General features: G+C 65.6%; 25 protein-coding genes. 9 read left to right on the top strand and 16 right to left on the bottom strand.

What is annotated here, in order from left to right; genetic code table 11:
• Nucleotides 1-43: 43 nt before the first annotated feature.
• Nucleotides 44-925, top strand: coding sequence for an NAD(P)-dependent oxidoreductase (locus C1A30_RS29700; protein WP_101951794.1), 882 nt, complete (start codon nt 44-46; stop codon nt 923-925).
• Here C1A30_RS29700 and C1A30_RS35475 read toward each other — a convergent pair whose 3' ends face one another.
• From C1A30_RS35475 to C1A30_RS29690, 3 genes are all read right to left on the bottom strand, one after another.
• The gene (locus C1A30_RS35475) at nt 926-1,345 is read right to left on the bottom strand and encodes a hypothetical protein (protein ID WP_142392683.1); all 420 of its coding nucleotides are present in this window, start codon (nt 1,343-1,345) and stop codon (nt 926-928) included.
• A 271-nt stretch (nt 1,346-1,616) separates the two neighbouring features.
• Nucleotides 1,617-2,453 carry an SDR family oxidoreductase gene (locus C1A30_RS29695; protein ID WP_101951793.1) on the bottom strand — a complete coding sequence of 279 codons (837 nt, stop codon included), beginning with the start codon at nt 2,451-2,453 and terminating at the stop codon, nt 1,617-1,619.
• A 45-nt stretch (nt 2,454-2,498) separates the two neighbouring features.
• Entirely contained in the window at nt 2,499-3,434 is a 936-nt protein-coding gene (locus tag C1A30_RS29690) for an enoyl-CoA hydratase (RefSeq protein ID WP_101952975.1), read from the bottom strand.
• Between the two features lie 244 nt (nt 3,435-3,678).
• Between C1A30_RS29690 and C1A30_RS29685 the strand changes: the two genes are divergently transcribed.
• From C1A30_RS29685 to C1A30_RS29660, 6 genes are all read left to right on the top strand, one after another.
• Nucleotides 3,679-4,026 (top strand): intersectin-EH binding protein Ibp1, encoded by a 348-nt coding sequence (locus C1A30_RS29685; protein ID WP_101952974.1) that lies wholly within the window; start codon nt 3,679-3,681, stop codon nt 4,024-4,026.
• Between the two features lie 126 nt (nt 4,027-4,152).
• Nucleotides 4,153-4,515 carry an intersectin-EH binding protein Ibp1 gene (locus C1A30_RS29680; protein ID WP_101951792.1) on the top strand — a complete coding sequence of 121 codons (363 nt, stop codon included), beginning with the start codon at nt 4,153-4,155 and terminating at the stop codon, nt 4,513-4,515.
• Between the two features lie 119 nt (nt 4,516-4,634).
• A complete protein-coding gene (locus C1A30_RS29675; RefSeq protein ID WP_101951791.1) occupies nt 4,635-4,988 on the top strand; it encodes an intersectin-EH binding protein Ibp1 in 354 nt (117 codons plus the stop codon).
• A 46-nt stretch (nt 4,989-5,034) separates the two neighbouring features.
• Entirely contained in the window at nt 5,035-5,199 is a 165-nt protein-coding gene (locus tag C1A30_RS29670; RefSeq protein ID WP_101951790.1) for a hypothetical protein, read from the top strand.
• Entirely contained in the window at nt 5,200-6,660 is a 1,461-nt protein-coding gene (locus C1A30_RS29665) for a trehalose-6-phosphate synthase (protein WP_101951789.1), read from the top strand.
• A gap of 39 nt (nt 6,661-6,699) precedes the next feature.
• Nucleotides 6,700-7,671: an NAD(P)-dependent oxidoreductase gene (locus tag C1A30_RS29660; RefSeq protein WP_101952973.1), complete on the top strand. Its 972-nt coding sequence runs from the start codon at nt 6,700-6,702 to the stop codon at nt 7,669-7,671.
• On the opposite strand, the gene C1A30_RS29655 is transcribed toward C1A30_RS29660, so the two are convergent.
• From C1A30_RS29655 to C1A30_RS29595, 13 genes are all read right to left on the bottom strand, one after another.
• A complete protein-coding gene (locus tag C1A30_RS29655; protein ID WP_101951788.1) occupies nt 7,662-8,228 on the bottom strand; it encodes a helix-turn-helix domain-containing protein in 567 nt (188 codons plus the stop codon). The two genes, C1A30_RS29660 and C1A30_RS29655, sit on opposite strands and share 10 nt — an antisense overlap.
• Before the next feature lie 6 nt (nt 8,229-8,234).
• Nucleotides 8,235-8,729, bottom strand: coding sequence for a mammalian cell entry protein (locus C1A30_RS29650; protein ID WP_101951787.1), 495 nt, complete (start codon nt 8,727-8,729; stop codon nt 8,235-8,237).
• Nucleotides 8,729-9,415: a mammalian cell entry protein gene (locus C1A30_RS29645; RefSeq protein WP_101951786.1), complete on the bottom strand. Its 687-nt coding sequence runs from the start codon at nt 9,413-9,415 to the stop codon at nt 8,729-8,731. The genes C1A30_RS29650 and C1A30_RS29645 overlap by 1 nt, the downstream gene beginning before the upstream one ends.
• On the bottom strand, nt 9,415-11,082 hold the full coding sequence (locus C1A30_RS29640) for an MCE family protein (protein ID WP_101951785.1): 1,668 nt from the start codon (nt 11,080-11,082) through the stop codon (nt 9,415-9,417). The genes C1A30_RS29645 and C1A30_RS29640 overlap by 1 nt, the downstream gene beginning before the upstream one ends.
• Complete coding sequence (locus C1A30_RS29635; RefSeq protein ID WP_101951784.1) at nt 11,082-12,242, bottom strand: MCE family protein; 1,161 nt, start codon at nt 12,240-12,242, stop codon at nt 11,082-11,084. The genes C1A30_RS29640 and C1A30_RS29635 overlap by 1 nt, the downstream gene beginning before the upstream one ends.
• The gene (locus C1A30_RS29630) at nt 12,239-13,645 is read right to left on the bottom strand and encodes an MCE family protein (RefSeq protein WP_101951783.1); all 1,407 of its coding nucleotides are present in this window, start codon (nt 13,643-13,645) and stop codon (nt 12,239-12,241) included. Before C1A30_RS29630 ends, C1A30_RS29635 begins: the two co-directional genes overlap by 4 nt.
• Nucleotides 13,642-14,700 (bottom strand): virulence factor Mce family protein, encoded by a 1,059-nt coding sequence (locus tag C1A30_RS29625; RefSeq protein ID WP_101951782.1) that lies wholly within the window; start codon nt 14,698-14,700, stop codon nt 13,642-13,644. The genes C1A30_RS29630 and C1A30_RS29625 overlap by 4 nt, the downstream gene beginning before the upstream one ends.
• Nucleotides 14,693-15,727: an MCE family protein gene (locus C1A30_RS29620; RefSeq protein ID WP_101951781.1), complete on the bottom strand. Its 1,035-nt coding sequence runs from the start codon at nt 15,725-15,727 to the stop codon at nt 14,693-14,695. The genes C1A30_RS29625 and C1A30_RS29620 overlap by 8 nt, the downstream gene beginning before the upstream one ends.
• Nucleotides 15,727-16,926, bottom strand: coding sequence for an MCE family protein (locus tag C1A30_RS29615; RefSeq protein WP_101951780.1), 1,200 nt, complete (start codon nt 16,924-16,926; stop codon nt 15,727-15,729). Before C1A30_RS29615 ends, C1A30_RS29620 begins: the two co-directional genes overlap by 1 nt.
• 9 nt (nt 16,927-16,935) lie before the next feature.
• Nucleotides 16,936-17,778 carry an ABC transporter permease gene (locus C1A30_RS29610; RefSeq protein WP_101951779.1) on the bottom strand — a complete coding sequence of 281 codons (843 nt, stop codon included), beginning with the start codon at nt 17,776-17,778 and terminating at the stop codon, nt 16,936-16,938.
• A 28-nt stretch (nt 17,779-17,806) separates the two neighbouring features.
• Nucleotides 17,807-18,571 (bottom strand): ABC transporter permease, encoded by a 765-nt coding sequence (locus C1A30_RS29605; protein WP_101951778.1) that lies wholly within the window; start codon nt 18,569-18,571, stop codon nt 17,807-17,809.
• 261 nt (nt 18,572-18,832) lie between these two features.
• Nucleotides 18,833-19,792 carry a 3-oxoacyl-ACP reductase gene (locus C1A30_RS29600; RefSeq protein WP_369974217.1) on the bottom strand — a complete coding sequence of 320 codons (960 nt, stop codon included), beginning with the start codon at nt 19,790-19,792 and terminating at the stop codon, nt 18,833-18,835.
• 4 nt (nt 19,793-19,796) lie between these two features.
• Nucleotides 19,797-19,988, bottom strand: a complete 192-nt coding sequence (locus C1A30_RS29595) for a ferredoxin (protein WP_101951776.1) — start codon at nt 19,986-19,988, stop codon at nt 19,797-19,799.
• Between the two features lie 151 nt (nt 19,989-20,139).
• Here C1A30_RS29595 and C1A30_RS29590 point away from each other — a divergent pair, with 151 nt between their 5' ends.
• Both C1A30_RS29590 and C1A30_RS29585 read left to right on the top strand, forming a co-directional pair.
• Nucleotides 20,140-21,324, top strand: coding sequence for an acyl-CoA dehydrogenase family protein (locus C1A30_RS29590; RefSeq protein WP_101952972.1), 1,185 nt, complete (start codon nt 20,140-20,142; stop codon nt 21,322-21,324).
• 8 nt (nt 21,325-21,332) lie between these two features.
• Nucleotides 21,333-22,424 (top strand): acyl-CoA dehydrogenase family protein, encoded by a 1,092-nt coding sequence (locus tag C1A30_RS29585; RefSeq protein WP_101951775.1) that lies wholly within the window; start codon nt 21,333-21,335, stop codon nt 22,422-22,424.

Below are 22,424 nucleotides of genomic sequence, written 5' to 3'. Positions count from 1 at the left end.
CCGCCGTTCAGCGGCGCACAGCAACACCCGGCAAGGTGGACCCATGAAGATTGGGTTCATCGGGTTGGGAAACATGGGCGCGGGCATGGCGGCGAATCTGCTGAAGGCCGGCCACGAGGTGACCGCGTACAACCGGTCGCAGGACAAGGTGGCGGCGCTGGCAGAGCAGGGCGCGACGCCGGCGAAGTCGGTGGCCGACGCGTGTCACGGCGACGTCGTGATCACGATGCTGTCCAACGACGAGGCGGTTCACGCGGTGACATTCGGCGACGACGGCATTGTCGCGACGCTGCGTCCTGGGGCCACGCATGTGTCGTCGAGCACCATCAGTGTCGCGCTGACAGAAGAGTTGATGGCAGCGCATACGAAGGTGGGCCAACAGTTCGTCGCGGCGCCGGTGTTCGGAAGACCCGAGGCAGCGGCTGCGGCAAAGCTTTTCGTGGTCGCGGCCGGCACGAAGGCGGCGTTGGAGCCAATTGCAGCGGTGTTCGATGCGATCGGTCAACGGACCTTCGTCGTCTCCGAGGAGCCGAAGGCGGCCAGCCTGGTGAAGCTGAGCGGTAACTTCCTGATCGCATCGGTGATCGAATCACTCAGCGAGGCAATGGCTTTGGTTGCCAAAGCCGGTGTGGACAAGACGGCGTACCTCGAGATTCTCACGTCGACGTTGTTCGGCGCGCCGGTGTACAAAACGTACGGCGGGCTGATCGCGCGGGAAGAGTTCGAGCCTGCGGGGTTCGCGGCCGAACTCGGCGCCAAGGACGTCCGTCTGGTGCTCGCCGCGGGTGAGGCACTCCAGGCGCCGTTGCCGATCGCCAGCCTGCTGCGAGACCGCTTCCTCACCCTGCTCGCCAGCGGCGGTGCGGCGTTGGACTGGTCTGCGCTCGCCAAGGTCGCGGCGTGGGAGGCAGGCGAAACGCGCTAGCTAGATGTGCCCGGCGCCCATTCCCATGCCCATGCCACCGGGGTGCATGCCGATGCCGGGATGCATCGCGTCGAAGCCTGGGTGCATGCCCATGCCGACGCCCATCCCCCCGGTCATCCCGCCGATCGGCCCCATCGGGGGTGTCGGCATGGGCGGTGGCGGCGGCGGAGGTGGCGGCGCGGGATCGTAAGGCCCGCCCTGGCATATCCCTTGGCCGGGGTCGATCGCGCAACCGACGCTCGAAGGCGAGGTGGGCATGCCCCACGGACCGCCCATACACACGGCGTCCGTCGGGTCCGAAATACACGCCGGGTCACCTGGGCCGGTGGGTTGGTCGTCGGCGTTCGCGGGCACGACCCCAAACGCCACGGCCATCGCGATGGGCGCTATCCCCACCACTGTCCTAGCCACCCAACTCATGCAGGAATGGTGCCACGCTCGAGCTATGTGCGGACGCAAAACGCCTGAGACACATACATTTTCGACGCGAGCGTCAAAACAGTGGCTGCGCCCAAACGCGTTTCGGCTACCGGGTCCAGGGTAAAACGTTGGGCGATGGGCCGTCGGGTGGGCTGCGAGACACCGCAGGACCGTCGAACGAAGCAGCAGACGGAATCGGGAACATGGCCCCATCATCACCGCCATCCACGACAGAATGCCCATCCGAACATCGCGCCTGTGGATAACTCCGCTAGCCGGACACGACCCCGCGCAGGCCGTCGGCGCCGAAGAGCGGTTCGAGCATCGACGAGTAATCAGGACCGCGCCGCACCAGGACACCGCCGTCGACATTGATCACCTGGCCCGTGATGTAGCTCGACGCGTCGCTGAGCAGGAACACCGCCGCGTTGGCGATGTCCTCTACCTCACCGGGCCGCGGCAGCGGCGTGATGGTCGCGTAGTCGGCGCTCAGCTCTGGCGAATCAAGAACGGGCGCAACGAGTTCGGTGCGGATCAGGCCCGGCCGAATGCAGTTGACGCGCACCCACGACGCGCCGAGTTCGTCGGCGGCCAACTGCATCAGGTGATCGATGCCCGCCTTCGAGACGCCGTACGCGCCGAACCACCGGTGCGTATTGCTCGCCGCGATCGAGGAGATGCCGACGAACGATCCACCACCGCCGCGGACCATCTCACGCGCGGAATGCTTGAGCACGTACATGGTGCCGTTGATGTTCAGGTCGACGGTGCGCCGCCAGGCCTCGGAATCGATCTGGGTGATCGGTCCGATGGTCTCGCTACCGCCCGCGCAGTGCACCACGCCCCACAACCGGCCTGTCCACGCGGTGGCCGCCTCGACGACATGCGCGACCTCGTCCTCGTTGGTGACGTCCGCGGGTTCGTACACCACCGCGCCGGGGCCGCCCAGCGCGGCGATCTCGTCGGCGGCGGCCGACAGCTTGTCGGCATTGCGCCCGACCAGCATCGCGTTGCCACCGGCGGCCACTACCGCGGCGGCCGTTCCTTTGCCGATTCCGCTGCCACCGCCGGTGACCAGTACCGTTCGCTCCGCCAATGACACCTGCACCGCTGCCCCTCCGCCCGGGTTACTAGAACAGGTTCTAGTTATACGTCACGGCTCGTCGCGGCGGGCGAGCTTGGGGGCACCCAGCGTCCGCCAGTCCGGCACATTCGGCGGCAAGCCGATGGGATACCGGTTCTCGTTGGCCGCCGCCCAGTGGGCATGCCCGAGTTCGTGGATGTGGAACGCGTGCCGCAGCGCCTCGGTGAATCCCATGGCGTCGGCCGCGGCATTGACGGAATCCTTCACCAGCAGCGCCGCCATGGTCGGCCGCTCGGCAATCCGCCTCGCGAACTCCAACGTCTTGTCTTCGAGGTCCGCGCGGGCAAACACCTTGGACACCATGCCGAGCCGGTAAGCCTCATCGGCATCGATCGAATCACCGGTCAGCAGAAGCTCTTTGGCCTTCCGTGCGCCGAATTCCCAAGGGTGAGCATAATATTCGACACCGGGCATTCCCATGCGCACGGCCACCACGTCGCTGAACTTCGCGTCGTCTGCCGCGACGATCAGGTCGCACGCCCAGATCAGCATGAGCGCCGCGGAAATCGCGTTGCCCTGCACCTGCGCGATGGTGATCTTGCGTAGATCGCGCCAGCGCCGGGTGTTCTCGAAGAAGTAATGCCACTCCTGCAGATACGTCTTCTCCGCGACGGCCGACCGTGTCGCGCCATTGATCTGAAACGTCGGGTGCTGTCCCGGTCCGGGCGTGCGCTCGGCCAGCGCCTCCTCCGACCCGAGGTCGTGTCCTGCCGAGAAGTTCTTGCCGCGGGCGGCCAAGATCACCACCCGCACCTCGTCGTCGGCTTCAGCGCGGCCGAAAGCCTCATCGAGCGCTACCAACAGCGTTCGCGATTGCGCGTTCTGGGCCTGCGGCCGGTTCAGCCAGATCCGCGCGATGCGGCCCTCGTCGAGGGTCTCGTAGGTCACCTGCTGGGGCGCTTCGCCGCCCGCCGGGACCGCATTGCTCAGATCGGGGCTTGCCACGCGGACCACCTCGTTCGCTCGAGAAAGCATTGACGACTGCACATTACGGTGCCACACCAAGCTTGTTTGAAGCGGTGCCACAGCTAGTTGACAGCAACCTGCCAGAATTGGCACTCACGCACCACTTTTATCCCATTTGACGCGGCGTTTTGTACATGTGCAGCGTAATGTCTCCGCTAGCAGATCCACTCTGCCGCCACAACTTCGGGCGACGAAAATCAGCAAAACTACAGAAAGCGTGATGATGCCGACCTTGAAACTTCCAGCGCGACGACTGCTCCTTGCCGGTGGATTTGCGGTCGCAATCGCGGCCGCGCCAGCGGTGGCCGTCATCGCCGCACCCACCCACTCCGCACCGAGCATCGCGGCGTGTCCGAGTGGCGAATCCGAGGACACCTTCACCGGTGAGTGCACGCCGGATCTGGTGCCCAACTCACCTGAGGTCGGCGTGACCTCGCCCGGCGGTCTGCCGGAGGTGGACAACATTCCGTGCACCGGAGGCAATTCCGGCCAGTGCATCGGCCTTTCGGAGGAAGAGCAGGCGGCCGGTCCGCAGCCGGTGCCGCACTCGACCATCAGCTCGAGCCCGTAGTCGCGGGCCGACGACAGGCCGGGGCGCACCAATGTGCCCCGGCCTTTTTCATTTTCGACCCAACCCATTCCCAGCCAACACCGAGAATCTCTGCGGGCTTCTCTCAGCATTCGTAGACTTCTGGTCATGACGACAGACCTGACGCGCACCCGACGCCTGCTTCTCGCCGGCGGCTTCGCTGTCGCGATCACCATTACCCCGGCCGTTGCGATCGTCGCACACCCCACGCACACAACGGATTTCAAGCCGGTGGCGGCCTGCACGGACGGTGAGGAGGAGGACGTCTTCACCGCGTCCTGCACGCCGTTCCTGGTGCCCAACTCACCGGAGGGGTTCACTTCGACCGCCGCCAATCCGGATATCCCTGAGATCCAAGGGGTGCCCTGCCTCGGCGGGCGCAGTTCGGCCGCCTGCATAGGCCTGGCCGAGGACGAGGCGGCCGAAGGCCCGCAACCGGTGCCGAGGTCCACCATCGAAGCCAGCCCATAACGGCAGCCGATCCGCAAACCCGAGGGTCGCCCTCTCAGGGAACTCGCAGAACTTGTGCAGATTCCTGCCAGCTTCCATAGAATCCCGACGAGATGGTCAATAACTACAGAAGGCGTGACATGGCGACCCTAGAGCTTTCAGTACGACGATTGATCCTTGCCGGCGGCTTTGCGGTTGCGCTTGCCGCTGCCCCCGCGATGGCCGTCGTCACCATTCCCAGCGCCTCGGCGGCGCCGGAGGCCCAGTGCCCCGCCGGTGAAGAGGAAGACCTGTTCTCTGGCGCCTGCGTGCCCCACACTGTGCCCAACTCAGGGGCAGCGTTTTCCAGCATCGCAGGCAACCCCGACCTGCCTGCCATCGGCGGCATCCCCTGCACGGGGCACAACTCGGGCGAGTGCATCGGCCTCGCGGAGGAGTCAGAGGCGCTGGGCCCGCAGCCGGTGCCGCATTCGACCGTCAGTTCGAGTCCGTAGCGGACGGCATCGTCCCCTGTGGGGAACGGGTCGGTAAGGTTGTCATATGCCTGCGAAATCAGACCCCGCTGAGATCGGTGACGTCGAACCACTTGCCGATAGCACTGCACGCCAGGCCAGGCGCGTTGTCGCTGCGTACGCCAATGACGCCGACGAATGCCGGATCTTTTTGTCCATGCTCGGCATCGGACCGGCGAAGCTCGAGGTGTAAGTGACTTCGGGGCGCGGCCAAGCGCACGGCCCCGGGGATGCGGACTTTGTGGTGGTGGCCAATCGGCTGCCCATCGACATGGAGCGCCTGCCTGACGGCAGCACAACATGGAAGCGGAGTCCCGGCGGTTTGGTGACCGCCCTGGAGCCGCTGCTTCGGCAGCGGCGCGGAGCGTGGATCGGCTGGCCAGGTATCCCGGACGTCGACGAGGATCCGATCGAGCAGGACGACATGTACCTGTGTCCGGTCCAGCTGTCCGCCGACGACGTCGCCAAGTACTACGAGGGCTTCTCGAACGCGACGCTGTGGCCGCTGTACCACGACGTCGTCGTCAAACCGATCTACCACCGCGAGTGGTGGGACGCCTACGTCGCGGTCAACCGCCGGTTCGCCGAGGCCACCGCGAAAGTGGCGGCCGAAGGCGCCACGGTGTGGGTGCAGGACTATCAGCTGCAGTTGGTGCCGAAGATGTTGCGGATGCTGCGGCCCGACCTGACCATCGGCTTCTTCCTGCACATCCCCTTCCCACCGGTCGAACTGTTCATGCAGATGCCGTGGCGGACCGAGATCACCGAAGGTCTGCTCGGCGCCGACCTCGTCGGCTTCCATCTGCCCGGCGGCGCACAGAACTTCATGATTCTGGCCCGTCGGCTCGTCGGGGCGAACACCTCTCGAGGGTCGGTCGGCGTGCGGTCAAAATTCGGCGAAGTCAACGTCGGCTTCCGGACCGTCAAGGTCGGCGCCTTCCCGATCTCGATCGACTCCACTGCGTTGGACCACCAGGCGCGCACCCGCGCGATCAGGCAGCGGGCCCGCGCCATCCGCAGCGAGTTGGGCAACCCCCGCAAGATCCTGCTTGGCGTGGACCGCCTCGACTACACCAAGGGCATCGACGTCCGGCTGCGGGCGTTTTCGGAGCTGCTGGCCGAGAACAGGGCCAAGCGTGACGACACGGTCCTGGTGCAGTTGGCGACACCGAGCCGGGAACGCGTCGAGAGCTACATCGAGATGCGCGAGGACATCGAGCGTCAGGTCGGGCACATCAACGGTGAGTACGGCGAAATCGGCCACCCGCTGGTGCATTACATCCACCGGCCGGTCCCCCGCGACGAGTTGATCGCGTTCTTCGTGGCCGCCGACGTGATGCTGGTGACGCCGCTGCGCGACGGCATGAACCTGGTCGCCAAGGAGTACGTGGCCTGTCGCAGCGATCTGGGCGGCGCATTGGTGCTCAGCGAATTCACCGGCGCCGCAGCCGAACTGCGCCAGGCGTACCTCACCAACCCGCACCACCTCGAGGGCGTCAAGGACGCTATCGAGGCGGCCCTGAATCAGACGCCGGAGGAAGGCAGGCGGCGGATGCGGGCACTGCGCAGGCAGGTGCTGGTGCACGACGTCGACCGCTGGGCCCGGTCGTTCCTGGACGCGTTGGCCTCGACGAAGGACGACGACGCTACCTGAGTGCAATTTCGGTACCACTGGCACGCTAATATGACGGCCATGCGGATAGCCGTCACCGGGGGAACGGGTTATGTCGGTGCCCAGTCGACGAAGGCGTTGCTCGCTGCGGGACATTCCGTGCGCCTTCTGCTCAACCCGAACCCCGCCGACGAATCGGCGGCGGGACACCTGGCTCAGCTGGGCAAGGTCGAACTCGTCCGGGGCGACATCCGCGACCGCCATTGTGTGGCCACCCTGCTTGAGGGTTGCGACGCACTGCTACACGGTGCGGGGGTGGTCGGTACCGACGGCCGACGCGAGAAGCTGATGTGGGAGATCAACGCATACGCCACCGAGGCGGTCCTGCAGCAGGCCGTCCGCAACGGTCTGGATCCGGTCGTTTCCATCAGCAGTTACAGCGCATTGTTTCCGGCTCCCGACGGCGTCATCGGCCCGAATACGCCGACCGCCGTTGGACGTAGCGCATACGCCAAGACGAAAGGATACGCCGACGCGGCCGCCAGGCGGCTGCAGCGAGACGGCGCGCCGGTCGTCGTCACCTACCCGTCCAGCGTGGTGGGGCCTGCCTTCAACACCGCACCCGGAGTGACCGAGCGCGGCTGGGCACCGATCGCGCGGTGGGCGGTGGCGCCTCGGCTGAGCGGCGGCATGCAGATGATCGACGTACGCGACGTCGCCGAGGTACACCTCCGCGCCATGGTCCCCGGACGAGGCCCGCGCCGATATGTCTGTGGCGGTGTGATGATCCCGTTCAACGAGATGATAGACACGCTCGAGCGGGGTATCGGCCGCCGAATCCGGCGAATCCCCTTGACTGCGAACGCTTTTCTGGCTCTGGGGCGTGTCGCTGACGCCTTGGGCGGCCTGGTGCCGCTCGGGGACGGCTTCAGCCTCGAGGCCGCCCTGCTGCTGACCGCCGCGACCCCGACCGACGACTCGGCCACGTTACGCGAGCTGGAAATGACGTGGCGGTCACCGCAGCAGGCGATGCTGGCGTCCTTTCAGCGCTGAAGCATCGCCTCAACCCGCCGCAGGATCGCTGCCGAATCCTGCTCCTCGGCAACGGTTGTCAGGAACAGCGCGGCGCCCGCCGCCATCGCGAGTAGTGCGCGCGCCTCGAGTTCGGCGTCCGCCGCGTCGGCTTCGGTCGCTGAGTCCGCGGCGAACAGCCGCACCGCAGGCCCGGTGAAATCCGACCACATCTGGTGGCGCAGTTGACTGTTCTCCTCGAGCGCGCGCATCAACCCTGGGACGGCTGCCTTCATGTCCGGCCTGCTGAAGAGCTCGAGACTACCCCTGACCACCCAGGAGATCCATCCGTTGCGGTCGGTGCCCTCGAACGGCGTCAGGTCCGGCGAGGCGCCCAGGATCGCATGCAGGACGAGTTCGGCCTTCGACGGCCAGCGCCGGTTCAGGCTGGAGCGGCTCACGCCTGCCCGCGCGGCGACCAACCGGATACTCAGTCCGTCCCAACCGAGTTCGACGAGAAGTTCCCGCGTCGCTGACAGCACTCGTTCATCGATCGACGAATCCCGCGGCCTGCCCGCGGCGGCGCGATTGGGCGGCATCGCGGATCAGATGGGCGTGATGTACTGGATGAGCCACTTGCCGCCGATCTTCTGATAATCGACGCGCAGCCGGCTGCCGTCGTAGATCGGCTCCTTGGACTTGTCGGTGAGCGTCCGGTTCATGTACACCATCACCGATGCTGAATCACGTTCGGCCTCAAGGACTCCCACGCCAACCACGTTGGCCTGACTGACCAGCTGACGATCCCGCGCCTGCGGGATGATGTCCCTGGTGGCGCGGTCCTCGAATTCGTGGCGGTAGGCCGGCGTCAGCATCGGATAGACCTCGTTGAGGCTGCGCTCGACGGTCTGATAGTCGTAACCGAACACCTTCGGAATCTGCTGGGCCGCCAGGGAGCCGAGCTGCTCGCGGGCTTGTTGTTCGGACTTGAGTTCGACTCGATGCCAATAGACCCATCCGCCGACGCCGGCGACCGCGACGAAGCCCGCGGCGATCAGCACGGTCACGGTGGCGAGCAGCCGAGCCACCCAGTTGCGCATCAGTTGCCGCCGTCCGGGTACTTCAGGTCGTACGCGGTCATGTTGCCGTTGTCGTCCTCGTGCACGATCACCCGCAGCCGATACGGCTTCGACGGCGCGTTCACCCCGTCGAGGTCGGTGACCGTCACCCGCACCGACACCAACACCTTCGCGTTCTTGGCCACCTCGTCGATGTCGCCCTCCATCGCGGCACCGTTGATGACGGCCTCGGAACTGGCGTTGGTGTCCCGGAACAACGCCTTCAGGTTGTCCACGTTGCCCGGCTGGGTCATCATCGCGCGCAATGGCCCACTGGTGCCGTTGACGAACCGGTTCACGCTTTCGTCGATGTTGTTCTGGTTGTAGCTGAACATGTTCACCACGGCCTGCGACGCGGTGTCGACGAAGCGCTGCTGACGATCCGCGCTTGCCTCCATCTGCCGGTTCGAGTCGAACGTCAGCCAGGCGAACACCGCGGTGACCGCCGCCGCGATGGCCACGGTGGTCAATGCCACCGCCGCCACCAACGTCCGCTGCGGTTGCCGTCGCCGCGGCGGCGCAGGCCTACTGACACGCACCGCGATCGGCTTGGGCGCCTCGACGCTGACGCCCGACGGCGCCGCCCCGTTCGCGGGGCCCGCTGCTCGGGACGCACGCCGCCGCCGCACCGGCTTCGACGCGGCCGCCGAAACCGTGTCTTCTGCCATCACGCCTGCCTTGGAGCCAACATCAGATCAACCCAGTTCTCTGCAGGCGCCAGTTTGTCAGCACCGGCAGCGAACACGCCAGTTCCCCCGGCTGGGTCGACGAATTTACCGTTCTGGTCGTAGGTGGCGATCGCCGGCCCTGCTGCCTGCGGCGCCTCCGCAGGCAGTGGCGGCGGCGCGGGCGGCCCCGGAGGAGGCTCAGGGGCCGGCCTGCCGTACGGCGGCACCACCTGGTCCGGCGGCGCGTAGTAAGGCAGCGGAGGCGGCGGGCCGTTGTCATTCGGAGGCACCGGCAGCGGGAACGGGGCGTGCGGCGCAGGGCCCGGCCCCGGCGGAACTCCCGGCGGCAACTGCACCACAGGCGGTCCCGGGTCCGGGTCGACTTGCGGCGGGATGAAGGGGAACTTGTTCATCGGCAGCGTCATCCGCGGATCCTCGACCGGCGTGCCGTACGGCACCGGCGGCCCGCGCCACGGGTTGGTCCCCAACGGCACGTATCCCTTGGGATCGCGGCACAGCTGGATGGTGGGAGCGCGCTTGCCAGGGAACTCCTGGCACGGGTAGTTGCGCGCACCGCGCACCACGGCCGGGTCGTTCGGCGCGGTCTTGCAGTACAAGTCGGTCGGCAGGTCGCGCAGGGTGGTGTCGGCGGGCGACCGGATCTCTGTCGGCGGGATGAAACCCGTGGAGCAGGGCGGCGGGTCCTGCAGATCGATCTTGAAGTCCAACTTGCCGCCCTCGTCGGCGGGCAGGCCACCGCCGACGGTGATCAGAGCCGCCATCAAGGCGGGGAAGATCACCAGCGCCTGTTCGATCGACTTGCGGTAGATCACCCCGATCCGACCGAAGTTGGCGAGGTTCGCCGCCAGCACCGGGAACGTCGGCCGGATGCCCTCGAACGTCGTGTTGGCGGCCTCGGTGGTGCCCGGCACGTTCTGCAGCACCGACCGCACCTGCGGATCGGCACCGGCCACCTCGCCGGTGAACCGGGCCAGCCCTTCGGCCAGTGACTTGATGTCGTCACCGCTTCGGATCTGCGAATCCAGGAACGGGCCCGCTTGTTCGATCAGCTGGTTGACCTGGGCATAGTTGGAGTTGGCCTCGTCGATCAACAGCCTCGACGACTGAATCAGCCGGGCCAGTTCGGGCCCAGAACCGTTGAACGCCTTGAACGTTTCGCGCAGCAGGTCCTGAATCCGGCTGTCACCGACGCTGCTGACCAACTTGTCCGCTTCGGTCAGCAACCCGGCGATGTCCTGGCCAATCCGGGTGTGTGCCTGGTCGATGGTCGCGCCATTGCGCAGCTTGCCCTTCGAGGGCTGATCGGGCGGCACCAGGTCGACGTACTGCTCGCCGACCGCCGACACGCTCTTCACGGTCGCGATGACATTGTCGGGCACCGGGGTGCCGCTGTTGAGCCGCATGTCGGCAACGACACCGTCGTTGGACAGGCCGACCGACTCCACCCGGCCGACGGTGACGCCGCGGTACGTGACGTTGGCGTTCTGGTAAAGACCGCCGCCCGCAACGAAATTCGCCTTCACGTTGTACGAGCCGATACCCAGTGCCGACGGCACGTGCAGATAGAAGATCGAGATCGCACCGACGGTGAGCACCGTGACGATCGCGAAGATCGTCAACTGCAAACGGGTCAGCCTGTCGAGCATCAGGGCTTCCCTCCGTGCTGGGTGGCGGTACCCGGCGGGATCTTGAACGGATCGGCGGCCTGTCCCGACAGATTCGCCATCGCGCCGGTGAGGAAGTCGGGCGGATTGACCACCTCGGACAGGTGCTTCATGTTCGGGTCCAGCCCCAGCGACGTGGTGAACAGCGATTCGCCGGTGCGCCGAAGCGTCAGGTCGAAGGTGGTGTACACGTTGAGGTAGTCACCGCGCACCGCGTTGCGGAGGTACTTGTAGTGGAACGGGAATGTCGGCAACAACTCGAGGTCTTTGATCACGTCGTCGGCATTGTCGTTGAATGCCTTGATGATCGGGTAGAGGTCCTTGAAGTCGGCCGCGAAGTCGTCCTTCGTCTGTTGCAGGATCCGCGACGCGACGGTGGCGAAACTGCGCAGCGCACCGAACGCGTCGACGATGTTGGCGCGATTCTTGTTCAGCACCTCCAGCGCCGCTGGAAGCGAGTCCAACGTGCGACCGATGCTGTCCTTGCTGCGGGCCAGGATCCCTGCGAACCGGTCGAGCCCCTCGGCCGATCTGATGATGTCGTCGGTCTGCTGCTGCAGCGAGCTGGTCAGCTCCGCCAGCCGCGGTATCAGGTCGGCGAAGGTACCCTGGCGTCCCGCGATGGCGTTGAACGTCTCGTCGGTGATATCTTGCAGCGCACCAAGATTGCCCTTGTTGACCACCACCCCGAGTGAGGACAGCACCTCTTCGGTGGTCGGATACCGGCCGGTGCGGTCCATTCCGATGTTCGACCCGTTGGTCAGCTTCCCCGTGCCCGCCTCACCGACCGGCGGCGCCAATTCGATGTGCTGCGAACCAAGCAGTGAGGTCTGCGCGACCTTCGCGGTCGCATTGGCTGGCAGGTTGACGTTCTTGTCGAGGGACAGTTGCACCGCGGCGTAGAACGTTCCGTCCGGTCGCTGGACCGCATCGATGCCGGACACGCTGCCGACCGTGACGTCGTCGACCATCACCGGCGAGTTCTGCGGCAGCGTCGCCACATCGGGCAGTTCGACGGTGACCTTGTACGAGCCGCTGCCGTGTCCGGCCGTACCCGGCATGTTGAGCGAGTTCAACCCGCCGAACGAGCAGCCCGTCAAGACCACCGCACTCGACGTGACGACCAGAACCTTGCGCATCATCCGCCCGCCACCTCCGCAGGAAGCGGCGCCCCTGGCACCGGCGCGTCCGGATCGGCGGGCGCGGGGGCGGCGGGCGCGGCCGGGCCACCCGCGTGCGAGGTCGCGGCCGCTCCTTCTGGGGCCGGTGGCACCAGAAGCGAAGTGAGGTCGGCATCCGGCGGTATTTCGCGCGGGGTGACGCCGGGCGCGTTCTGCCACTGCAGATAAGGCACCGGGGTCTGCGCCTTCGCCTCGGTCTCCGGGCTGTCGTAGATGATCTGTCCCTTGTACGCCGTGATGCTGTTGATCGGATGGAACATCAGCGGCGGGTAGTTCATCGTGATGCGCTTGAACACAGGGCCCATCCGTTGCCTGCAGATGTCGGCGCGCTTGTAGTTGTCCGGCGAAGCACCGGCATCGAATGTGCCGCAGATGAATTGGACGGGGTTGGCGAAGTTCGGCAGCGTCAGCAAACCGCCGACGGTGCCCTGCGCCGGGTTGTAGATGTTGTAGAAGTTCGCCAGACCGTTCGGGGTGACGTGCAGGATCTGTTCGATGTCGTCGCTGTGGTCGGTCAGGATCTGGGTGAACTCGGACAGCTTCGAGACCTGTTTGATCAGCGCGTCATTGTTCTGGTTCAAGAATCCCTTCACGTCAGACAGCGCCTGGTTCAGCGTCGCCAGCGTCTGATCGAGGCCCGCCGAACTGTCCGCGAGCACCTGCGACACCGATGCGACGTGGCCGGAGAACTGCACGATCTGCTCGTTGCTGTTGGACAGGGCATTGACCAACACCTGCAGATTGCGAATGGTGCCGAACAGATCGGTGCGTGAATCACCAAGCCGGCCTGCGGTTTGCGAGAGTTCGCGCAGCGCCTGGCGGAACGAGTCGCCGTTGCCGTCGAACGTGTCGGCGGCTTGGTTCACCACCGACGCGAGAGGGCCCTGCAGCGACCCGGGCTGCGGTCCGAGCTGACTCGACAGTGCCGTCAGCTGTTCCTTGACCTCGTCCCACTCGACCGGCACCGCGGTGCGGTCAAGGCCGATCTCGGCACCGTCGGCCATCGCCGCACCGCCGGTGTACGCGGGCGTCAGCTGAACAAAGCGGGCGGACACCAGATTTGGCGCGATGATCAACGCCTTCGCATCGGCGGGAACCTTGACGCCGTCCTTCACCGACATGGTGATCTTGACGTCGGTGGCCCGCGGCTCGATCGAGTCGATCTTGCCGACGGGCACGCCGACGATCCGCACGTCGTCACCCGGATACAGGCCGACGGCGGAGGTGAAGTAGCCCACCACCTTGTGTCCGGCGCGCGACGGCCACACCGTGAAGACACCCAGGACCAGCAGCGCCACCAGCGCGGCAGCCAGGGACACCCGCACCCAGCGGCTGCGCATACCGGACGAATTGTCGTATGTCATGGCGACTTCGGCCTCACGATCAACCGCTCGGAGATGTATCCGCGCAGCACGTCGGCCAGGCTGTCCGGCAGCTTGCCGGGCTGGAAGTAGAAGTCCATCATCGCCTCGGCGATGCTTGGTGGCGGCAGGCCGTACAGGTTGATCTGGAAGCCCGGCCCCGAGCCGACCACCTCACCGAGCGCGGTGGCGTACGGCGGCAGCCGGCGAAGTGCCTCGCCGATGTGTTCCTTGCGCTCCAGAAGGTTGTCCATCACCGCGTTCAGCGCATCCAGCGCGGGCTTGAACTCGCGCTTGTTGTCCGCGACGAAGCCGGAGAGCTGGCGCGAGACGTCGTCGATGCCCGCGATCAAATTGCTCAGCGCCTGGCGGCGCTCGTCCAACGCCGCGAACAGCATGTTGCCGTCGGTGATCAACTGGTTCACCTGACCGGCCCGCTGGGCCAGCGTGTCAGTGACGTTCTTGGCGTGCGCGAGAAGCTGTTCGAGAGCCTCGTCGCGCTTGTTCAGCGTGCGCGACAGGTTCGCGATGCCGTCGAGCGCCCCGCGCAGCTGCGGAGTCGCATCGCGCAGGGTGTCGGTGATTGTCTGCAGAGCCTGCTCGAACTTCGGTTTGTCCAATTCGCTGGCGTTCTGCCCGAGATCTTGCAGCGCGGTGTTCAGCGTGTACGGGGTTGTCGTGCGGCCCAACGGAATGACGGTCGCGCTGCCCGCACCCTTCGGTGTGACTGCGAGCGACTTCTCACCGAGCACGGTGTCGGTCTTGATCGCGACCAGCGACTGGTCGCCCACCCGCACGTCGCGGTCGACGGTGAACGTCACTTTGGCTGCGTCCCCGGCCAATTGGATGTCGGTGACCTTGCCGACCCGGATGCCTGAGACGTTCACGTCGTTGCCGGGCGAGATTCCGCCCGCATCGGTGAAATACGCCTCGTACGGTTTGCCCTGCGGCCAGAACGGCAGTTCGGTGTAGCCGAACGAGACCAGCACCAGGCAGCCAACCAGGGCGATGCCGAAGATCCCGGTGCGCAGCGGATTTCCGCTGTCAGGCCTAGCCATTCTCCGAACACCTCCCCTTCGACGGATCCGGCGGGCCACCGGCCGGGATCAGGATGTCGCTGCCTGCCGGCCCGTTGATCTTCAACCTGACCGAGCAATAGTAGATATTGAAGAACGAGCCGTATGCGCCAAGGGCGTTGAGCCGCAAGTAGTTTTCCGCCAACGGTTCGATGACTTTGTTGACGTCGGCCTTTCTCTCGTCGACCCGCTGCGCGAACGGCCGGACGTTCTCGAGGACACCCTGCAGCGGCCTGCGTGATTTGGTCAGCATGTCGGTGAGGTCGTTCTCGGCTGACGCGAGCGGACCGATCGCGCCCGCAATCGGGTCACGGCCCTCGGCGAGGCCGGTGATCAACTGCTGCAACTGGTCGACGCTCGCGTTGAACTGTGCGCCCTTTTCGTCGATGGTGCCCAACACGGTGTTCAGATTGTTGATCACGTCGCCGATGAGTTGATCTCTGGCAGCGAGGTCGGAACTGAATGCGCTGGTGCTGGACAACAGGTTCGACAGCGCACCACCCTGTCCCTGCAGCAGTTCGATGACGGCGTTGCTCACCTCGTTGATCTTGTTGCCGTCCAGGCCCTTGAGTACCGGCCGCAACCCGCCGAGCAGTGCATCGAGATCCAGCGCCGGCTGGGTGTTCTGCTTCGAGATCGTCGAACCCGGCGGCAGCTTGCGCAACTCGCCAGGACCGGACGTGATCTCGAGATACCGGTCCCCGACCAGGTTTTCGTAGCGGACCACGGCCCTGGTGGACGTGTACAGCTGATAGCGCTTGTTGATGTTGAAGGCGACGTCGACGGTGTTGTCCGGATTCAGCGTCACCTTCTTGACGCTTCCGACCGGCACACCGGAGATGCGCACGTCCTGACCGGCCTTCAACCGACCGGCGTCGCTGAAGGTGGCGTGATACGACTTGTCTGACGCGAACCGGAACTCGCCGAACACGACCACGAGGAAGCCGGCCACCAGCAGCATCGCCACCGTGAAGACGACGACCTTGAGCAACGTCCGGTCGCGCCGCATCAGTACTCGTCCCTTTCGGCGAAGGCGCCGTTGAACAGGAACTGGATCGTGGAGGGTGCGTCGAACTGCAATTCGGTGTTCGGTTGGTATGGCACGTAGGCGTTGTCGGTCACCAGGAACGGGGTGTGGTACCAGGAGCCGCCGTATTGCTTGGAGGGCACGTTCGGAAGGCCACGGCAGTTCGGCCCGCCCGATGCGTTCACGTAGGGAAGGCTTTCCGGGTAGGTGTACCCCGGCGAGCCGGGAAGGAAGTTCGACGCGACGAACAGGCCAGGCCGGATGCCGCCGATGATCGGAGCGAAGGTGTCGATGGCTTTCCGGACGCCCTGGAACAGGCAGCCGAACTCAGGTGAGTAGTCGGCCGACACCTTCAGCGGGGCACGCAACCGCTGGATCGCGGCGATGTAGTCGTTCTCGGCAGGCTCCAGCGTCGCGGTGCCGTTGTTGGCCAGGCCGGTGGCTGCCAGCAGGGTGGCGTTCAGGTTGTCCTGTTGGTCGACGATGGTGTTGCTGATGGTGGGTGCGTTGTCGAAGATGCGAGCCAGATCCGGGCCTGCGTCGCCATAGATGTTGGCGACCTCGCCTGTCTTCCGGATGTCCTCACGCAGCGTCGGCAGGTTCGGGTTCAGTTGCTGCAGATAGTAATTCAGCCCTGACAGGGTGGCGCCGAGGTTGTCCCCGTTGCCGCGCAGGCCCTCCGCGAGCGCCGACAGCGTCGCATTCAGGTTGATGGGGTCGACCTTGTGCAGCACGTCGGTCAGCGTCTGGAACAACGTGTTGACTTCCAGCTGAACGTCTTTCGCCTCGACGTTGGCGCCAGGCCGCAGTTGTCCGCTGGGCTGCTCGGGTGGCAGGAACTCGACGGACTTGGCGCCGAACACCGTGGTGCCGCCGATCCGAACCAGCGCGTTGGCAGGCACGTACGGCATTTCGCTGCTCTTGATCGACAGCGTCAGCTTGGCTTGATTTCCGGCGTATTCGATGTTTTTCACTTCACCGATCTGGATGCCGCGGTATTTGACCTTGGCATCCTTCTCCATCACCAAACCGGCCCGCGGGGAGGTCACGGTCACCGTTTCGGTGTCGGTGAAGGCGGCGGTGTAGGCCAGGTAGGTGAACACGGTGGCGGCCACCAGGATCGCCGCCAGAATCGCCGCCGCGATCCTGACGTGGCTGCGCTTGGCTTCAATGTCTGGCATCTTCGCGGCCTACCCGGACAGATTGAAGTTGCCGGACGCGCCGTAGACGGCGAGTGAGATGAACAGCGTGATGGTGACCACGACGATCAGCGAGGTGCGCACCGCCTGACCGACGGCGATGCCGACACCGACTGGGCCGCCGGATGCGTTGTATCCGTAGTAGGTGTGCACGAGCATCACGGCGATCGCCATCACGATCGCTTGCAGGAACGACCACAACAGGTCGGTGGGCACCAGAAAGGTGTTGAAGTAATGGTCGTAGAGGCCCGCCGACTGATTGTTGATGAACACCGTCGTGAATCTGGCGGCGAAGAACGCGGCCAGCACCGACAGCGAGTACAGCGGAATGATCGCGATCATGCCTGCCATCAACCTGGTGGACACCAGGTACGACACCGAGTGCACAGCCATCGATTCGACGGCATCGATCTCCTCGGCGACCCGCATGGCGCCCAATTGCGCCGTGGTGCCCGCACCGATGGTGGCGGCCAACGCGATTCCTGCGATCACCGGCGCGACGATGCGGACATTCAGGAAGGCCGACAGGAAGCCCGTCAGCGCCTCGATACCGATGTTGCCGAGCGAGGAGTAGCCCTGCACCGCGATGACGCCGCCGGACGCCAGGGTCAGGAACGCGGCCACACCGACGGTGCCGCCGATCATCACCAGCGCACCGGTGCCCATGGTCATCTCGGCGATGTTGCGGATCGTTTCCTTGCGGTAGCGGGTCAGCGCGTTCGGGATGTAGCGAATGGTCTCGCCGTAGAACAGCGCCTGCTCGCCGATCGAGTCGACGGTCTTCGGCACGCCGCGGAACGCGCGACGCAGGCGGACAGTCAGGTCGTAACTCATCGAGGCCCTCGGCTCTTCACGCAAGCGTTCATCGCACCAGCACCCTCACGCCCACCGCCGTCATGATCACATTGATGACGAACAGGCAGATGAACGCGTAAACGACGGTCTCGTTGACCGCCGTTCCGACACCCTTCGGGCCGCCCTGCACCGTCAGCCCGCGGTAACAGCCGACCAGTCCGGCGACCACCCCGAACAGCAGCGCCTTGAACTCGGCGAGCACCAATTCACCGAGGCCGGTCAACACGGTCAGCCCGTTGATGAACGCGCCCGGGTTGACGCCCTGCAGGAACACGGAGAAGACATAGCCGCCGGCCAACCCGATGAGGCAGACAAGGCCGTTGAGGAGAAGCGCGACGAACGTCGACGCCAGCACGCGCGGCACCACCAGACGCTGGATCGGATCGATGCCGAGCACCCGCATCGCGTCGATTTCCTCGCGGATGGTGCGAGCACCCAGATCCGCGCAGATGGCGGTGGCGCCCGCGCCCGCCACGACGAGCACCGTCACCACCGGGCCGAGCTGGGTGATGGTGCCGAACGCCGTGCCCGCGCCGGACAGGTCGGCGGCGCCGATCTCGCGAAGCAGGATGTTGAGGGTGAACGCGACCAGCACGGTGAACGGGATGGCGACGAGCAGCGTCGGGACCAGCGAGACGCGGGCGATCATCCAGGTCTGTTCGAGGAACTCCCGAAATTGAAATGGCCTGCGGAAGATCTTGACGAACGTCTCCAGGGACATCTCGACGAACCCGCCCACGGCCCGAGCCGGTGCCGCAAGCTGTTCGATCAACCTCGGCTCCGTTCTCGGTGCGGTGGGTTTCGCGCGTGCGCCACGGCGAAGAGTTTCTGACTCCTCGGCTCGGCGGTTCTCCCACCCCTAAGTTAAGCGTGGCTCGTAGTGAGCCGGATCATACTAACTAGAACACGTTCGCAGTGTCAAAGAACAGGAAATCTAGTCGAAATTGTGACCTTTGCGCAGGTCAAGGCCACTGTGACCTGGATCATTCTGTAACACGTTCTAGCTCGCTCACAGCGTGGCGAACTGAGAACGTCATTCTCCCTGGGACATCAGTGCCGTCGCCGAGAAATTGCGCTCGAAATCGCGATTAGCAAAGTAATTCTCGAGTGTTGTCGACAGGTCCGCCGGGTCCCACGCGTCGGATTCCGCACTGAACCGGTGCTCGGCCGTCGGTGCCGCAACAAGGCTCACTGTCGGACCATAGACGATGAACAACTGGCCGTTGACGTTTCTTGACGCGGGCGATGCCAGGAAGCGCACGAGGTTGACGACGTGCTCGGGCGACAGCGGGTCGATCTGCCCGTCGGCCAGTTCAGGTGAGTCACCGAAAACGTCAGCGGTCATCGCGGTGCGGGCGCGGGGCGCGATCGCGTTCGCCCGCACCCCGTAACGCTCCAGCGCGCGCGCCGCGGTCAGCGTCAGCGCGGTGATGCCGGCCTTGGCCGCCCCGTAGTTGGCCTGCCCGACCGGCCCTGCCAGTCCCGCCTCCGAGGAGGTGTTGATGATGCGGCCGTACACGGTGCCGTCGCTGTTGCCTGATGTCGCCGGCCTTCCGGCTCCGGCTTTGGCTTTGGCCCGCCAGTACGTGGCCGCGTTGCGGGTCAACAGGAAGTGGCCGCGCAGGTGGACGGCGATCACGGTGTCCCAGTCCTCGTCGGACATGTTGAACAGCATCTTGTCGCGGGTGATGCCGGCGTTGTTGACGACGATGCCGAGACCACCGAGACCGTCGGCGGTCTCGACCAATTCGTCGGCCGTCGAACGCTCGCTGATGTCTCCGGCCACGGCGACGGCTTTGGCGCCCGCCGCCGTGATCTCGTCGATGACGTCGGACTTGTCGAGCGCGCCGGGGATGTCGTTGACGACGAGCGTCGCGCCCGCGCGGGCAAGTCCGACGGCCTCGGCCCGGCCGAGGCCCGCGGCCGCACCGGTCACCACCGCGACCAGTCCGGACAGATCGGTCGCGTCCTGCGAAACAGTCACTTTATGAATACCTCTAGTCTCTGCGGATCAGGGCAGCTCGTGGGCACTCGTTGATCGACTGCTCCGCCACGTCCTCCCGGTCGGCCGGCACCGGGTCGGCCTTCACGACGGCGTAATCGTCGTCATCGAGTTCGAACAGGTCGGGGGCGATTCCGACGCAAACGGCGTTGCCCTCACAGCGGTCGCGGTCCACTTCCACTCGCATGAGAACCTCCTCGTGGTCGACGCGGGTATGCGCGCCAGTGCGGCACCGGCCTAGACCCCAAGACTAGAACGTGTTACAACCGGGGGTGAAAGCGGGCCACCTGACGGCTTTCTTAATACACCAGAAGTACCCCCGAAGTGAGGACATGGCGATGCGGATCGGCTACACCCCGGAGCAGGAGGAGTTGCGCCGCGAACTGCGGTCCTACTTCACCAAACTCATGACGCCGGAGCGCGCCGAGGCGCTGAGCGCCGGCGACGGCGGCGAGATGGGCCGAGGCAACGTCTACCGCGAGACGGTCGCGCAGATGGGTAAGGACGGCTGGCTGACGCTGAACTGGCCCAAGGAGTACGGCGGGCAGGAGCGCTCGCCGATGGACAGCCTGATCTTCAACGACGAAGCCGCAATCGCGAACGTTCCCGTGCCGTTCCTGACCATCAACAGCGTCGCGCCGACGATCATGCATTTCGGCAGCGACGAGCAGAAGAAGTTCTTCCTGCCCAAGATCGCCGCGGGCGAACTGCACTTCTCGATCGGCTACTCCGAGCCCGGCGCAGGCACCGACCTCGCCGCGCTGCGCACCACGGCGGTGCGTGACGGGGACGACTACGTCATCAACGGCCAGAAGATGTGGACCAGCCTGATCGCGTACGCGGACTACGTGTGGCTGGCCGTGCGCACCAACCCGGAAGCCAAGAAGCATCGCGGCATCTCGATGCTCATCGTGCCGACCACCGCCGAGGGCTTCTCGTGGACGCCGGTGCACACCATGGCGGGTGTCGACACCAGCGCCACCTACTACCAGGACGTCAGGGTGCCCACCAGCAACCTGGTCGGCGAGGAGAACGCCGGCTGGAAACTGGTCACCAACCAGCTCAACCACGAACGCGTCGCGCTCGTGTCGGCGCAGCCGATCTTCCTGGCGCTCAACGGTGTTCGCGATTGGGCGCAGAACACCAAGGACATCCATGGCAATCGGGTGATCGACTCGGAGTGGGTGCAGCTGAACCTGGCCCGCGTGCACGCCAAGGCCGAGGTGCTCAAGCTGATCAACTGGGAACTCGCGTCCTCCGACGACGCCGCACCGTCGCCCGCAGATGCGTCGGCGGCCAAGGTGTACGGCACCGAACTCGCCACCGAGGCGTACCGACTGCTGATGGAGGTGCTCGGCACGGCAGGCACGCTGCGCACGAACTCCCCCGGCGCGCTGCTTCGCGGACGTGTCGAACGCATGCACCGCAGCTGCCTGATTCTGACGTTCGGCGGCGGCACGAATGAGATTCAACGCGACATCATCGGAATGGTCGCCCTCGGCCTGCCCCGCGTCAATCGGTAAGGAACATCATGGATTTCAAGACGACGGAAGCCGCTCAGGATCTGGGCGGTCTGGCCCGCACCATCACCGACTCGGTCTGCACCAACGAACACCAGCGTGAGCTCGACAAGCTCGACGAACGGTTCGACCGCGACCTGTGGGCCAAGCTGATCGAGGCTGACATCCTGTCGGCCGCCGCGCCGGAGTCGGTGGGCGGCGGCGGTTTCGGCGTGCTGGAGCAGGTGGCGGTGCTCGAGGCGCTGGGCCGCCAGTTGGCCGCGGTGCCTTACCTGGATTCGGTGGTGCTCGGCGCGGGCGCACTGGCGAAGTTCGGCTCCGAGGCGCTGCAACAGGAATGGGCGCAGCCCGCGGTCAGCGGGGAGAAGATCCTCGCGGTCGCGCTCGACGGCGAGATGGGCGAGGGCCCGGTGAAGGCCACCGGTTCCGCCGCCGGGTACACGCTGACAGGCGCCCGTACCCAGATCGGTTTCGGGCCCGTGGCAGATGCGTTCCTGGTTCCGGCGGAAACCGATTCAGGCATCAAGGTCTTCGTGATCCCCAAGGGCGATGCCGGGGTGACGGTGACCAGTCTGGACACCACCGGTCTGGGCAGCGTCGGCCACCTCGAACTGCAGGGTGTCGAATCGGATCGGGTCGTCGGCGGCGAGGACGTTCTCGGGTGGCTGACCACCCACGGAGCTCTCGGCCGCAGCGCATACCAACTGGGGGTGCTCGACCGGGCGTTGGAGCTCACCGCGCAATACGCGCGTGAGCGTGAGCAGTTCGACCGGCCGATCGGCAGCTTCCAGGCCGTGTCGTCGCGACTGGCCGACGACTACATCAACGTCAAGGCGCTGCGCCTGACGGTGACACAGGCGGCTTGGCGGCTGTCCGAGGATCTTCCGGCGGACATCGACGTCAACACGGCCGCATTCTGGGCGGCCGACGCCGGTCATCGCGTCGCGCACACCACCGTTCATGTGCACGGAGGCGTCGGCATCGACCTCGACCACCCGGTGCACCGGTACTTCCTGGCGGCCAAGCAGAACGAATTCGCCGTCGGCAGTGCGACTGGCCAGCTGTTGCGCATCGGCCGCGAATTAGCCGATACCCCAGCGTGA

The organism is Mycobacterium sp. 3519A (genome assembly GCF_900240945.1).
Taxonomy (GTDB): Bacteria; Actinomycetota; Actinomycetes; order Mycobacteriales; family Mycobacteriaceae; genus Mycobacterium.
The sequence above is the reverse complement of the archived record's forward strand: the minus strand, read 5'-3'. Positions and strand labels throughout refer to the sequence as shown.

Excerpts from the sequence above, each read along its gene's own strand:
- C1A30_RS29700 (WP_101951794.1), top strand. The coding sequence starts at position 44 with ATGAAGATTGGGTTCATCGGGTTGGGAAACATGGGCGCGGGCATGGCG.
- C1A30_RS35475 (WP_142392683.1), bottom strand. The coding sequence starts at position 1,345 with ATGAGTTGGGTGGCTAGGACAGTGGTGGGGATAGCGCCCATCGCGATG.
- C1A30_RS29685 (WP_101952974.1), top strand. The coding sequence starts at position 3,679 with ATGCCGACCTTGAAACTTCCAGCGCGACGACTGCTCCTTGCCGGTGGA.
- C1A30_RS29680 (WP_101951792.1), top strand. The coding sequence starts at position 4,153 with ATGACGACAGACCTGACGCGCACCCGACGCCTGCTTCTCGCCGGCGGC.
- C1A30_RS29675 (WP_101951791.1), top strand. The coding sequence starts at position 4,635 with ATGGCGACCCTAGAGCTTTCAGTACGACGATTGATCCTTGCCGGCGGC.
- C1A30_RS29670 (WP_101951790.1), top strand. The coding sequence starts at position 5,035 with ATGCCTGCGAAATCAGACCCCGCTGAGATCGGTGACGTCGAACCACTT.
- C1A30_RS29660 (WP_101952973.1), top strand. The coding sequence starts at position 6,700 with ATGCGGATAGCCGTCACCGGGGGAACGGGTTATGTCGGTGCCCAGTCG.
- C1A30_RS29655 (WP_101951788.1), bottom strand. The coding sequence starts at position 8,228 with ATGCCGCCCAATCGCGCCGCCGCGGGCAGGCCGCGGGATTCGTCGATC.
- C1A30_RS29650 (WP_101951787.1), bottom strand. The coding sequence starts at position 8,729 with ATGCGCAACTGGGTGGCTCGGCTGCTCGCCACCGTGACCGTGCTGATC.
- C1A30_RS29645 (WP_101951786.1), bottom strand. The coding sequence starts at position 9,415 with ATGGCAGAAGACACGGTTTCGGCGGCCGCGTCGAAGCCGGTGCGGCGG.
- C1A30_RS29640 (WP_101951785.1), bottom strand. The coding sequence starts at position 11,082 with ATGCTCGACAGGCTGACCCGTTTGCAGTTGACGATCTTCGCGATCGTC.
- C1A30_RS29635 (WP_101951784.1), bottom strand. The coding sequence starts at position 12,242 with ATGATGCGCAAGGTTCTGGTCGTCACGTCGAGTGCGGTGGTCTTGACG.
- C1A30_RS29630 (WP_101951783.1), bottom strand. The coding sequence starts at position 13,645 with ATGACATACGACAATTCGTCCGGTATGCGCAGCCGCTGGGTGCGGGTG.
- C1A30_RS29625 (WP_101951782.1), bottom strand. The coding sequence starts at position 14,700 with ATGGCTAGGCCTGACAGCGGAAATCCGCTGCGCACCGGGATCTTCGGC.
- C1A30_RS29620 (WP_101951781.1), bottom strand. The coding sequence starts at position 15,727 with ATGCGGCGCGACCGGACGTTGCTCAAGGTCGTCGTCTTCACGGTGGCG.
- C1A30_RS29615 (WP_101951780.1), bottom strand. The coding sequence starts at position 16,926 with ATGCCAGACATTGAAGCCAAGCGCAGCCACGTCAGGATCGCGGCGGCG.
- C1A30_RS29610 (WP_101951779.1), bottom strand. The coding sequence starts at position 17,778 with ATGAGTTACGACCTGACTGTCCGCCTGCGTCGCGCGTTCCGCGGCGTG.
- C1A30_RS29595 (WP_101951776.1), bottom strand. The coding sequence starts at position 19,988 with ATGCGAGTGGAAGTGGACCGCGACCGCTGTGAGGGCAACGCCGTTTGC.
- C1A30_RS29590 (WP_101952972.1), top strand. The coding sequence starts at position 20,140 with ATGCGGATCGGCTACACCCCGGAGCAGGAGGAGTTGCGCCGCGAACTG.
- C1A30_RS29585 (WP_101951775.1), top strand. The coding sequence starts at position 21,333 with ATGGATTTCAAGACGACGGAAGCCGCTCAGGATCTGGGCGGTCTGGCC.